Origin of the sequence: Coprococcus intestinalis, assembly GCF_023656595.1 — a bacterium.
Classification (GTDB): domain Bacteria; phylum Bacillota; class Clostridia; order Lachnospirales; family Lachnospiraceae; genus Coprococcus_A; species Coprococcus_A intestinihominis.
Genome location: NZ_JAMOKJ010000008.1, coordinates 119,992 through 132,968, shown reverse-complemented (window position 1 = coordinate 132,968; position 12,977 = coordinate 119,992). Strand labels below are relative to the sequence as shown.

Here is a 12,977-nt window from a genome sequence, read left to right as displayed (position 1 = left end):
TCTCATTCGAAAGAAGTAAGACCCCTTGAAGACGACGAGGTAGATAGGGCAGGGGTGGAAGGGCAGTAATGTCCGGAGCTGACTGTTACTAATCGGTCGAGGGCTTGACCAAAATGGTTCTAAGGAATGTGTTTAGTTGATATGCAGTTTTGAAGGTGCAAACCTTTCAACTTTCCTCGATAGCTCAATGGTAGAGCACTCGGCTGTTAACCGAGTTGTTGCAGGTTCGAGCCCCGCTCGGGGAGTTGATGGCCTCGTGGTCAAGCGGTTAAGACACCGCCCTTTCACGGCGGTAACACGGGTTCGAATCCCGTCGAGGTCAGTCGATGAATTATTCTTGACGAAAAGAAGATGGCATGATATACTAATCTAGTCATGTGAATTTAATATTTATGGCGCAGTAGCCAAGTGGTAAGGCAATGGTCTGCAACACCAGTATCCACCGGTTCAAATCCGGTCTGCGCCTCTTTAATAAGCCTGAAGAGTTTTCTTCAGGCTTTTTTATTGTTCGAGAATCCGCCATTTTGAATTGTCAATAGGGAGACGATAGCCGCAATAGGAGCAGCATCCGTCTTGGTCAGGGACAAAATTGGCCCCACAGCGCGGACATTCTTTTTCTGCATAAACAGCCTGACCTTTGGACTTCATGCGCTGCGGATAACGGGCTCTGTATAATTTCAAATCAATGGGCTGATTGCTGGCGGATATCTGATGATTCGGGCTCAGTATCAGCTGGTGTAAAATGGCATGCAGCGTGATCTGTGTGCGCGTATCTGTATTTTCTACAGCCTGCAGTTGCAGCTGGTCTACACTGTAATACAAAAGCTCCGATGAAACGGTTTTTTCATAGAGGGCTTCATTCAGATCGGAATGCAGTACTTTCTCATCATAACGAACAATTTGTTTCTTTAAATCTTCAATGTTATCTGTTTTTCGGAGAATCCGCAGCCAAAGTAAAAGGGCGAGCAGGGCAGTGATAACAAATGCGCTGCCGAGGGCCAGAAAATAGCTGTGAGGTAGAATAAACCGAAAACACGGGATCGCAGGAATGAAGAAAGCAATCATGGTTGCTGCGGTTAATTTAAAATTTCTCGTATTCGGGCTATAATCCCTGTAGATTAAAAATTCTTCCGTCTGCCAGTCAAAGAAATCACTCTTAATATAGCCGCCGCAATAAGGACAGTGATCTTCGTCGCTTGTCAGTGTGACAGTGGCCCCACAGCTTGGACAGATGACGTTCGTATACTGTGAATAAAAAATCTGCTCATCATTTCTGTTTTTGCTGCCGACCTCATTGTGGCGGATATGCCGGGATTGTCGGAGCAAGACCGCACCATGAGCAAAAAAATCTTCGTAAAGGATTCGATTGTTTTTTCTGTCCAGATATCTGTTCAGGATAGTGCCCTGCAGGACGACTTCACGCCATTCCCGGCCGGCATCGCTCCAGTGTTTGAAGTCGTTCTTTTTGATATACTCTTCCGGAAGTTTGAGATAAGCCATACGCATCTCACGGCGAAGGTTATTTTTCTTCAGCAGATGGATCTCGTGCTCAAATTTTCGGCGAAAGGACTGATCCATTCGCAAATCCGGTGACTGAAGATTCCCGGTCTCAAATACGTTAATCAAGTCTTCGAATGGTTTGTGAATTTTATTTGGAAGCTTTGAACATTTAAAGAAGATTTCTTTTGAATGGGCAAGGTTCCTTTTGACGTAAAGGAACCATATTTTTGGCTGCATCCATTCGAATTTCCAATCCAGGACATGGGAGACCAGCAACGATCCCCATATGCATGACCATGCGAATGCGAAGACAATTGCGTCTGTCCATGTTACAGTCATTGGTTCACCTCTGTTTTCTTTTTTGATAGATGGACAAGTCAGATGTCTATGTCAGCTGATGCGGACAAGACCTGTCCATCAAGGTTTACGTGTGCCTGAAGTGAATAATAAAACAACACCGGCTAACAGCGGGATGAGTGAAAAAATAATGGAAAAAACAGATGTTCCCAAACCTGGCACCCCACCCTGTGCAATGGCAGTTTCACGGTCAAGTTCGTTTTCCATCAGATTATTTGTGATGCCGGCGACTGCATTGAGCGTATCGCCATTCTGAATACCGATGGCAGTAACGGTCTGGCCTGTTTTAAAATTCGCACCATCATAAAAATAGCGATAATCATTTTCTTTATAGTTTCTTTGTGTCTGACTCAGCGGTTCTATGAAATCCTTTTGTGAATAATTGGCATCAGTGACCCAGACATAACCGCTGGCTTCTAATTCAGAACGGTCATAATCATGCCATGTGCCATTGAGTACGATGGCATCGATAAAATCCTGTGAAAGCGTATAATTGCCGATTTTGCCCTCTCCGGTTAATGTCTTGTCGCGATAAGCAGTACTCCATTCAAGAACACCGTTGCGTTTTTCTTCCTCAGTCAGCGTTTCTGCATTCGCTTTTGTCGCTTTCGTTGCTTTGTTCAGTTTCATTGTCTGTTTGGAACGTGAAGTGCGGATACTGTCGATGGTTAATCCAAGTTCATCATCATAGGATGGGGTTGTCAGCTCAAACGGCCCACATACGATGACGATTTTGCCGTCATTGGCATCATTGATCGCACCCTGGCCAACATAAACGGCATCTTTCAGTGCACTTTTCATTTTCGGTGTATCCACAAAGATCATCTTTAATGAGGAGACGGCAAAAAACAATCCGATGACAAGAAGAAGAACACCTGCTATTTTTTTTAACATTTTATCAACCTTCCTTTCGTTTGACAGCTTGATCAGCGCCGGTTGGCGCAATGATTCCGATTGTATTATGACATGGTTCATTTTTTTGGTCACTAGCACTTAAGATAGTGACATTGGTTTCCTTCTTTTATATTCTGGTAGTAAGATAGGGGGATTTGTATGAAGAAAAATGTGCAATGGCTCGTTATTTTTGTTTTCGCACTCTTGTTGCTGACCGGATGTAAAGGCAGTGAGCAGGAAACGCAGAAAAAAAATGGGGAGTCGGAAGATGTATCATCAAAAGTGGAGGCATTTTTGAAAAAAGAGACGAATCAGAGCAGTGAGGCAACACAGCTTTTGACAGAGAAGGATGCATCGGAAACGGCGGACATGCAGTCAACGGAATCGATGACAGAGACAGAAGTGACCGCATGGGATGAGCTTCAGGGCAAGATGCATGAGAATGATTGCAATATTGCGATGGCTTTCCTTGGGTATATCAGTTATGAGGCGGATGAGGTGAAGATTCGTCAATATGCCAGCCAGGAAGCATGTGTACAGTATGATTTTCCTGAGAAGGCAGATCTGGTGGACTGCGGAGGCGAAGAAGTTTATGCCATCGTGCCGCGCGCCGGAATGTCTGTCTCTGTCTATCGCGTGGAAATGTCAGAGATGGGAGAGTACGATGACAAGTTGGAGACATCGCTTTATGAAGGAAAAAAAGGGGAACCGATTCTTCTTCGATGCAATGTCAGTGAGATTTTTCCAGATGTGCTGCTGATTGTCTCTGATGGCCGAACGATGCATCTGTTCCGTCCGATGATTTCCCTGAGGGACGGTCATCTGGCAGCAGAAGAAGGCTGTTATGATTTTTCAGTGTATGAACCGCTCCCGGATGACGGGGGTGAGATAGGACCGTTTGACGGACAAAACGGGGATATCGCCTATGAAATACTGAACGAAGTGCCGGAAGTACGAGAAGCCATCGCTAATGGCATGCAGATCATGGACACATGTGAAATGGAAGAAATAGATGGTCGTCCGTGTCGCATATTTGTATTGGGGACGAATCATGACGGTCAGTTTGTCCGGGAGCAGTACTATGCCGTGTCAGATAACCTTGTGTATGTGTATGATGTCATCGATGATTGCTGGCTGATTCCAGATAGGAACTAGTACATTGTTTTCGAAATAACTACACCATTCACTTGCCTGCGAATCCTATTGTACAGGTAGAAAAGCCTCAGCGTAGCCCGCTACGCCTGCGTTTTTTTACCTGCACACTCGAATCCGCATCCTACGCGATTGGTATAGTTATTTACGAAACGATGTACTAGTACATCGTTTTAAGCATCGGATGTCCGGCTGTCTGAAAGGAGCATCAGATTGCGAATAGGCGTGATTACTATCAAAAGTGTTAGTGAAAAAACAGCGATATTTTCTTATACTGAAAGTAGAAAGAAATGAAATTGCATCAACGGCACGAAAAATCGGGAATGATGAAAGGAGATAAAGCATATGGGATTAATTAAAGCATTTGTGGGAGCAGCAGAAGGAACATTGGCGGATCAGTGGAAGGAGTTTTTCTATTGTGACGCAATGGATAAGAGTGTGATGGTGAAGAAAGGCCAGAAGAGAACGGGTGTCCGCTCATCGAATGTCCATGGCAATGACAATATTATCTCTAACGGAAGCGGTATCGCTGTTGCGGATGGTCAGTGTATGATTATCGTTGAGCAGGGAAAGGTTGTCGAGGTCTGTGCAGAGCCTGGACAATTTACTTATGATACATCGACAGAGCCGAGTATTTTTTCAGGAAATCTTGGAGACAGCATCAAGGCGTCATTTGCGACAGTCGGCAAACGTTTTACATTTGGCGGCGATACAGGCAAGGATCAGCGAATCTATTATTTCAATACAAAGGAGCTGATTGACAACAAGTTCGGCACACCGAATCCTATTCCTTTCCGCGTTGTAGATTCCAAGATCGGCCTGGATATTGATGTGTCTGTCCGCTGCTCGGGTGTTTATTCTTATCGGATCAGCAATCCGCTGCTGTTCTATACGAATGTGTGTGGAAATGTGGAGAACGAATACACGAGAGACGAGCTGGACAGACAGCTGAAGACAGAATTTATCAGTGCACTTCAACCGGCCTTTGGCAGGCTTTCTGAACTGGAACTGCGTCCGAACCAGATTGTGACACACAATACAGACCTGGAGGATGCGATGAATGAAACGCTGTCTGCCAAATGGGGTGAACTGCGTGGACTGAAGGTCGTCAGCATTGCTCTCGGTTCGGTGACACTTCCGGATGAGGATGCAGAGATGATCAAACAGGCTCAGCGTACAGCGATGCTGCAGAATCCGACGATGGCAGCTGCGACGATGGTTGGCGCACAGGCTGATGCAATGAAAGCGGCTGCAGCCAATGAGAGTGGTGCCATGAATGGTTTTATCGGTATGGGTATGGCCATGAATGCAGGCGGTGGCATGAATGCGCAGAATCTGTTTGCAATGGGGGCCCAGCAGGAGGAAGCAAGACGTCAGGAAGAAGCAAGACGTCAGGAGGCTATGAGGCAGCAGATGGCTGCTGCACCGGTTCAGCAGCAGAGTGCAGACAGTTGGACATGCAGCTGCGGTTATGTTGCGACCGGCAAATTCTGTCCGGAATGTGGTACGAAGAGACCGGAGAAGCCGACAGGCTGGGTTTGCAGCTGTGGTGCACTCAATAAAGGAAAGTTCTGTTCTGAATGCGGTGCAAAGAAGCCGACAGAAGAACCATTGTACCGCTGTGATAAATGTGGCTGGGAGCCGGAAGATCCAAAGCATCCGCCGAAATTCTGTCCGGAATGCGGCGATCCGTTCAATGATGCGGATATTCAGTCATAATAGATAGGAGTGATTGTATGCAGAATATGCAGGAATATAAATGCCCATGCTGCGGCGGCGCAATCGCTTTTGACAGTACGATTCAGAAGATGAAGTGCCCGTATTGTGATTCGGAATTTGAGATGGAAACATTGCAGGCGATGGATGAACAACTGAAGGAAGGCAAAAGCGACAGCATGGAGTGGGAAACCAAAGCTGGCGGAGAATGGCAGGAAGGCGAGACAGATGGATTAAGTACCTATGTCTGCCAGTCCTGCGGTGGAGAAATCGTCGGAGATGCAACGATGGCGGCAACCAAGTGTCCGTTTTGTGACAATCCGGTTGTTTTCACGGGAAAATTTGCAGGTGCACTCAGGCCGGATCTGGTTATCCCATTTAAGTTGGACAAGAAAGCGGCCAAAGAAGGACTGATGAAACATATTTCCGGGAAGCGTCTTTTGCCGAAGGTTTTCAAAGACCAGAATCATATTGATGAGATTAAAGGTGTGTATGTGCCATTCTGGCTTTTTGATACCGATGCGGATGCGCAGGTCAGTTACAAGGCGGCGAACATCCGGACATGGAGTGATAGTCGTTACATTTATACAGAGACCAGATATTTCCTTGTAAATCGTGGCGGCAGCATTGGATTTGAACATATTCCGGTTGACGGATCATCCAAGATGCCGGATGATCTGATGGAATCCATTGAGCCATTTGATATTTCAGAAGCGGTGGATTTTCAGACGGCGTATCTCGCCGGTTATCTGGCCAACAAATACGATGTCACTGCCGAGGAGAGTATAGATAGAGTTAATGCCCGAGTGAAACGTTCAACAGAGGAAGCGTTTGCGAAGACGGTCAAAGGTTATGATTCAGTGAATGTGGAAAACAGCAATATTCAGTTCAGGGGCGGCAAAGCCCAGTATGCGCTTTACCCTGTCTGGCTGCTGAATACGACATGGAACGGCAATCAGTATTTGTTTGCGATGAATGGTCAGACGGGGCTTTTTGTCGGAGATCTTCCGCTTGATCAGTCTGCGGCAACAAAATGGCTGCTTGGCCTGACTGTGCTGATAAGTGCCGTGTCCTACGGTGTCATCTGGCTGTTGCATCTATTTGGATTATTATAAGAGGAGGGTAACAGAATGAAGAAAACATTACGCATGCTATTACTCGTCCTTGTGTTATGCGTCGGTCTGGTCATGCCGGCAGCAGCCGAAACAACAGATGGTTTTGCCAGCGACCATATCTGTATGGTGGATATGGCCGGTGTGCTGAATGAGCAGGAAGTCACAGAACTGGAAATGATGATCGATGAGATCCGGACGAGACAGAAGTTTGATATTGCGATTCTGATTGTTTCAGAGGAAGATATTCCGTCGGTGGAAGAATATGCAGATGATATTTATGATAGAGCCGATATGGGGTATGGACAGACAAGAGACGGTGTGCTCCTTGTTGTTGATTTAAAGTCCAGCGAGTGTTATATGTCCACAAAAGGATATGGCATTACGGTTTTCACGGATGCCGGCATTCAATATGTTGGTCAGCAGATGCGGCCGGAGCTGGCGGACGGTGATTATGCGGGGGCCTTTCGCACATTTGCCACACTGTGTGATGATTTTATCACCCAGGCAAGAAACGGTAAGCCATATGATGCGGACACGCTTCCTAAGGAACCGTTGTCTCTGATCTGGATTCCTGTTGCCATTGTCATTGGTTTTATCATTGCTTTTGTGATTGTCGGTGGCATGAAGAAACAGCTCAAAACGGTGCGTTTCCAGGCCAAAGCGGATGATTATGTCAAAGCCGGCAGCATGAATATTGTGGATAATCAGGAATGGTTCCTTTACCAGAACATTGTCAAAACAGAGAAACCGAAAGATAACGATAAGTCGTCAGGCGGAAGCAGTACGCATACATCCTCCTCTGGTAGTGTCCATGGAGGTGGCGGCTTCAAATTCTGATGTTTAAAGGGGGAAATCAAATGAAAAGGTCAGCAGTAGTTCTTTTATGCGCGATATTGGCACTTTCATCGGCAGCCTGTGGTAAAACAGGACCGGATGTGCCAAGACAGACAGAAGCTATGTACCGTACATACGAGTATGCATACGGTAATCTGAATATCCAGCTGCCGGAGGATGCAGATGATCCGGAAGACAAAGGAACTTCTTTACTTTTTACGGATCCGGAGAATCTCTGGACACTGGAACTGAAGCCGCTGGATGTGCAGAATACAAAGATAGAAATCAGTAATTTAGATAGTCAGATTACACCGGAGCATGCTTATTTTAAAGATGTTCAGGAAAATGAAGATCCGTATCAGGATTTTGCGGCACATTTCTGGAGTCTGAATTTCAATATGGACAACCCGGGCGGGATGAGTATGTACTACAATGAACCGAAGGCGTTTCAAGTGATCGATTATGGTGATACGCTGGTCGGTCAGTGGGGCGGTCTGAAGCTGGAACTGACGGGGCTTAACAAAGAAACACAGATTCAGGATATACTTGCAGATTCACTTGTGCGCTGTATCTGGGATCATCTGAGCTTTCAGGTGACAGAAGGCGGCGGTCTGACAGAGAATGTGGGAATCAGTGCAGAATTCCCGGCACGATGGAACAATACAATAAAAGAGACCGGTATCTGTACCAATTTCCAGGGAGACAGACTTGGTTATCTGTCTGTCACAGCCGTGAAACCGGCAGATCCAGAGGAAGCGGCAGCGTTATGCCAGGATGATATAGAGGAAATGGATTTTGGCGGACTTCATTATTATGTGACGGTGAAAACATTTGGGGACGGTGAGGATGCCAGTGAACATCTGCGCTTGTATACAAAGTTTACCGATGACTACGCTGTGTGTGTTGAAATGGCTTCCAGAGGACTGGTGGGAGATGAACTGTGGGAATTACTGAATGATGAGAATATCAGCAATATCTTAAACAGTATCAGACTTGATCCATCCGGTTTTAAGGATCCGGAATTAAAATATACGAATGCCGACGGGTTTAAATGTAATGAAATTGGCTACATTACGGAATACACAGGAACAGCAGAAGAAGTGATACTTCCGCAGACAATCGGTGATGTGACGATCAGTGATATGGAGAATGCGCTGTTTAAAGGTCATACAGAAATTAAATCTGTCATTATCCCGGAAGGCTATGAAGTCATCAGCAGAGAAGCGTTTAAAGATTGTACCTCACTTGAACGTGTTGAGATTGCATCGTCTGTGACGTATATCAGCACGTATGCGTTTGAGGGCTGTACGGCACTGAAAGAAGTTGTTTTCAACGAAGGTCTGACAGAAATCGCTGCCTATGCATTTGATGATTGTACGGCACTTGGCGACATCACGCTTCCATCCAGTACGGTGGCTGTAGGCGCTTATGCATTCAGGAATACAAATACATCTGTGGATGGCGCTACATTTATCTGTAAAGGCAATGCCGTATTTGACACATGGGCACTTGCAGAATCCGGTTTTAAGACAGTTCAGTTCCTTGGCAACTGTGATCTGTCGATAGATGCTGTTTTAGGTTATGCCAAAGTCGAAAATCTGACAATCGGTGAAGGAACAGAGGTGCTCGGTTCCAACTTTGCCTCAACAGATTTTGGAGAGACAACACCATTGACGGTATCATTGCCGGAGAGCTTAAAAGAGATTGGCGACGGCGCTTTTTCACAGCGGGAGGGTCTGACAGAAATTGATCTGAAAAATGTTGAAGTGATCGGAGAAGATGCTTTCGCCTATACCGGATTGAAGGAACTTCTGATTCCGGGCACAGTCAAAGAGGTCGGTGCAGCTTTTGATAGCTGCATACAGCTGAAGACCATCCGGTTGTCAGAAGGCGTGGAAGCAATCGGAGATGAAGCATTTAGCTTTGCAGGCAGCGGCAATGGCTCTGAAGGGGAATACGTGACGTATCTGACAGATGAAGCGTATGAAAAAAACAAAGCTTATGTCTATCAGGAAGATGAGAAGGCAGGCTTTGTAAATGTGTATTTGCCGTCGACATTAAAGCGAGTGGGTGCGAATGTTTTCTATGGCGCGTACGTGGATGGCATTTATATGGAGTGGTGTACAAGTCCGGATGCACTCCCGTCTTTTGATCCGACCTTTGTGGAGGATAAGGTTGCGGGCATTCATCAGATTTATTTTACAAAGGAAACAATCGATGCGTACGGTGATGAACTGGATGCGTATTTTATGAATACGAATGCAAAAGATTGCTGCTGGTATCCGAATGGCCAAAAAGCTTACTGGTCATCACAATCTCTTGAATAAGCAGAGCGTCGATAGACAAAAAAGAATGTGCTGCGGCACATTCTTTTTTGTCTATAGGATTTGCACAGTTACTATAGTATAATGAAATATATCATGGGTATGCACATTGCTGCCGGATCAAGAAAGGAATAAGCGATGTCCTACAAGAAGAAAAGAGCGCTGTCCTATGTGGTGGTTGCATGTCTTGTTCTGATTGCGAGCTTATGTCGGCATGAGCAGTCAGAGAATATGTACGTGAGTCATCTATTTGAACAATGTCGAAGCAGTATTTATATTGGCTTGTACTGTGCATGGGTCGTTTATCTGAATAAACATGTCGTGGAAAGGAAAATGCGCAAGTGCCTGACCTGGATCGGCTGTCTGATGGTTTTCTGGTTTCTGATACGAACGATTAAATATCTTATTATCGTTGATTCGTTTGGAAGCCGTGTCTGTTGGTATCTATATTATATCCCGATGATTCTGATTCCGACGCTTGGGTTGATTGCGGCCTTATTGATGGATGAGGGGGATGAAGTGAAAACGAAGAAGCAGACGGTCTGCCTGCTAATTCCTGCAAGCATCATGATTCTGGCAGTACTGACGAATGATTTTCACCAGAAAGTTTTTTATTTTCCGGAAGGCTTTTTATTGTCAAATGAGATATATCATTATGGGCTTGTGTTTTTCATCATTCAGGCATGGATGATGTTCTGTATGATTATAATGGAAGTCGTTCTGGTCTGTAAGAGCCGGATTCCGGGTAAGACATGGTTTTGGTTTCCAATTGTTCCGGGATTTCTGCTGCTTGTCTGGAATGTCTGTACGATGCTCCGTTTGCCGCTGACTAAAGTGATTGCGGGAGATATGACGGCGACTTGCTGTTTGTTGATGGCAGCGATTTATCAGGGGGGTATTGCATGCGGACTGATTCAGACGAATAACAGATATATTGAATTGTTTCAGGCAGCGGGCGGTTTGAATGCAGAAATCACGGATGCGAATTTTGAACGCCACTATCAGTCCGGAACTTTTCCGAATCTGACACAGGAAGTACGGCAGGGCCTTTTGATGGCATCGCTCGTGATGCGGGACGGCATTCGCATCAATCATCTTTTCGTACAGGGTGGGCATTTGTTCTGGACAGAGGATATTTCGTTGTTGACCGATCAGTATGAGGATATTAAGGAGCAGCAGGAAGAATTAAAGGCGAGAAAACGTCTTTTACAAAAGACATATCAGCAGGAAGCAAAAAGACGAAAAGCGGAAGAACAGAACAGACTTCTGAATTTGATACAGAGTCAGACAACCGGACAGCTGGAATTGATGACGCATTTTATGGAAGAGCTGGAAGTCACTGAATCAAAAGATGTCTATGAGCGTCTGCTTGCGCAGATAATCGTGATCGGAACTTATCTGAAGCGGCGCAAAAACCTGCTTCTGACGATGAACAATGACAGTCAGGCGGGCTTGACAGAAGAAGATCTGATTCAGAGTCTGGCAGAATCCTGTTCTGCTTTAAAGCTTTGTCAGGTTCGGGCATTGTACTATGTTAATGTCCGTCCGCTTGTTTTGCATGACGCAGATATCGTGCAATGCTATGATTATTTCGAGTGGCTGACGGAGCAATTATTCGGTAAGATGCAGATGATGTTTTTCCGTGTTGTTGTGATGGAAGAACATTTGGTAATTTCTGTACATGTAGATTCCGAGTATGATCTTCAGACCTTGTTGTCAGGACGCTCAGGGACAGAAGTGCAGAAGGAAGATGAGAAAGAGTGGCTGATTCGATGGCGAATTTCGTAGAGAGCAGTGTGGGGATACAGAATTGTGTGATGATCATGATGGAAATCTGTATGGCTTTTGAAATGATGCTCATCCTTTTGCGTGTGACGCGTTTTGAGGGGCTGAAAAGAATTATATTAACCGTGATACTTTTTGCCAGTTCATTTTTTATGATGGCGGCATTTCAGAATGACCATAGCTACAGTATAGGAAAGCGGATGAATCGACATGTCATGCTGCCGGATATACCGATGGTACTGATTGTGTGTGCGGTCACAGGACTGATGCTTTATCTGATCTGGAATTTTCTTGGAGAACGCAGACGGGAGAAAACGCTGTTTTCTCAATGGTCTGTGAATGATGCGGTTGATAATGCACCATGCGGTGTATGCTTTGCGGATACATTCGGCCGGATTGTGCTCTGCAATTCAATGATGTGGGAAGTGAGCCGGATGCTGATGGGGGAGAAACTGCAGGATTACGATGTCTTGCATCAGGCGTTACAGCATACGGGCCGCATCGCAGAGGGTGTTGTATCCATGAGCAGTACGGACAGTGTGTTTTGTTTTCCAAATGGGAAAATATGGATGTTTCAGGAATATCTGCTAAAGGATCAGGAATTGGCGGGCTATAAACAGGCGATTGCCATTGATGTTTCAGAGCTTTATTACAATAATGAAAAAATCAAAGCCAACAATGAAAGACTGCAGAGTCTCAACAGAAAACTGGAAGAGATGTATGAGAAAATCGGTGAGAGGATACGGGAGCAGGAGATATTGGCGATGAAAATGCAGGTGCATGATAATTTTGGGCGAAGTCTTCTGACAATCCGGAAAATACTGGAGAATAAAGAAAACATGAGCCATATGAATAAACAGCTGGATGTATTAAAGGAGCAGGTGTATATTCTCACCAATATGACAGTTGAAAATATGGAAGATCTGTATCAGAATACAGGCAAGCATGCGAGGGAGCTCGGCATAGAGATTCATCTGGAAGGAGAAGCTCCGAAGAATTCGACTTACAGACTGTTATTGGATCGTGTTATCCGGGAATGTGTGACAAATTGTGCCAGACATGCGCATGGAAGTGACGTGAATGTGACGATAGAGGAAGATTCAGAAGCATACAGTATCAGGATAACGAATAATGGGGAACTGCCGAAGCCAAAGGCCAGGGAGGGCGGAGGGCTGTCCTCCCTTCGGAGGGCGTTGGAGTCAGAAGAATGTACGATGGTGACGGTGTTTGAACCGGCCTTTTGTCTGAGGCTGCGTATGCCTAAGCGGCAATCGGAGTGATATTCAGGCAAATGAGCGAT

General features: G+C 45.5%; 9 protein-coding genes, 3 tRNA genes and 1 rRNA gene. 11 read left to right on the top strand and 2 right to left on the bottom strand.

Annotated elements, in window-relative coordinates; translation table 11 throughout:
• The 4 genes from NBH03_RS07910 to NBH03_RS07895 form a co-directional block, all read left to right on the top strand.
• Positions 1 to 112 (top strand): 23S ribosomal RNA (locus NBH03_RS07910); the annotation flags it as partial.
• A gap of 61 nt (positions 113 to 173) precedes the next feature.
• Positions 174 to 245, top strand: a tRNA-Asn gene (locus NBH03_RS07905).
• 5 nt (positions 246 to 250) lie between these two features.
• Positions 251 to 322 (top strand) — tRNA-Glu (locus tag NBH03_RS07900).
• Positions 323 to 394: 72 nt separating this feature from the next.
• Positions 395 to 466 (top strand) — tRNA-Cys (locus NBH03_RS07895).
• Positions 467 to 501: 35 nt separating this feature from the next.
• Here the strand turns inward: NBH03_RS07895 and NBH03_RS07890 are convergent.
• On the bottom strand, positions 502 to 1,626 hold the full coding sequence (locus tag NBH03_RS07890; protein ID WP_250798865.1) for a zinc ribbon domain-containing protein: 1,125 nt from the start codon (positions 1,624 to 1,626) through the stop codon (positions 502 to 504).
• Positions 1,627 to 1,917: 291 nt separating this feature from the next.
• Entirely contained in the window at positions 1,918 to 2,751 is an 834-nt protein-coding gene (locus tag NBH03_RS07885; protein WP_250798860.1) for a hypothetical protein, read from the bottom strand.
• Between the two features lie 159 nt (positions 2,752 to 2,910).
• On the opposite strand from NBH03_RS07885, the gene NBH03_RS07880 reads away from it, so the two are divergent.
• From NBH03_RS07880 to NBH03_RS07850, 7 genes are all read left to right on the top strand, one after another.
• Complete coding sequence (locus NBH03_RS07880; protein WP_250798856.1) at positions 2,911 to 3,906, top strand: hypothetical protein; 996 nt, start codon at positions 2,911 to 2,913, stop codon at positions 3,904 to 3,906.
• A 342-nt stretch (positions 3,907 to 4,248) separates the two neighbouring features.
• Positions 4,249 to 5,622, top strand: a complete 1,374-nt coding sequence (locus NBH03_RS07875) for an SPFH domain-containing protein (protein WP_250798851.1) — start codon at positions 4,249 to 4,251, stop codon at positions 5,620 to 5,622.
• Positions 5,623 to 5,639: 17 nt separating this feature from the next.
• Entirely contained in the window at positions 5,640 to 6,734 is a 1,095-nt protein-coding gene (locus NBH03_RS07870) for a TFIIB-type zinc ribbon-containing protein (protein ID WP_250798847.1), read from the top strand.
• A gap of 15 nt (positions 6,735 to 6,749) precedes the next feature.
• Positions 6,750 to 7,571 carry a TPM domain-containing protein gene (locus NBH03_RS07865; RefSeq protein WP_227082674.1) on the top strand — a complete coding sequence of 274 codons (822 nt, stop codon included), beginning with the start codon at positions 6,750 to 6,752 and terminating at the stop codon, positions 7,569 to 7,571.
• A gap of 20 nt (positions 7,572 to 7,591) precedes the next feature.
• Positions 7,592 to 9,895, top strand: a complete 2,304-nt coding sequence (locus NBH03_RS07860) for a leucine-rich repeat domain-containing protein (protein ID WP_250798846.1) — start codon at positions 7,592 to 7,594, stop codon at positions 9,893 to 9,895.
• A gap of 135 nt (positions 9,896 to 10,030) precedes the next feature.
• A complete protein-coding gene (locus NBH03_RS07855) occupies positions 10,031 to 11,680 on the top strand; it encodes a histidine kinase N-terminal 7TM domain-containing protein (RefSeq protein WP_250798840.1) in 1,650 nt (549 codons plus the stop codon).
• Positions 11,653 to 12,957 (top strand): sensor histidine kinase, encoded by a 1,305-nt coding sequence (locus tag NBH03_RS07850; protein ID WP_250798836.1) that lies wholly within the window; start codon positions 11,653 to 11,655, stop codon positions 12,955 to 12,957. Before NBH03_RS07855 ends, NBH03_RS07850 begins: the two co-directional genes overlap by 28 nt.
• Positions 12,958 to 12,977 lie beyond the last annotated feature (20 nt).

Bases quoted from the DNA above. Each gene is read 5' to 3' on its own strand.
- NBH03_RS07865 (WP_227082674.1), top strand. From the start codon at position 6,750: ATGAAGAAAACATTACGCATGCTATTACTCGTCCTTGTGTTATGCGTC.
- NBH03_RS07880 (WP_250798856.1), top strand. From the start codon at position 2,911: ATGAAGAAAAATGTGCAATGGCTCGTTATTTTTGTTTTCGCACTCTTG.
- NBH03_RS07860 (WP_250798846.1), top strand. From the start codon at position 7,592: ATGAAAAGGTCAGCAGTAGTTCTTTTATGCGCGATATTGGCACTTTCA.
- NBH03_RS07885 (WP_250798860.1), bottom strand. From the start codon at position 2,751: ATGTTAAAAAAAATAGCAGGTGTTCTTCTTCTTGTCATCGGATTGTTT.
- NBH03_RS07875 (WP_250798851.1), top strand. From the start codon at position 4,249: ATGGGATTAATTAAAGCATTTGTGGGAGCAGCAGAAGGAACATTGGCG.
- NBH03_RS07870 (WP_250798847.1), top strand. From the start codon at position 5,640: ATGCAGAATATGCAGGAATATAAATGCCCATGCTGCGGCGGCGCAATC.
- NBH03_RS07855 (WP_250798840.1), top strand. From the start codon at position 10,031: ATGTCCTACAAGAAGAAAAGAGCGCTGTCCTATGTGGTGGTTGCATGT.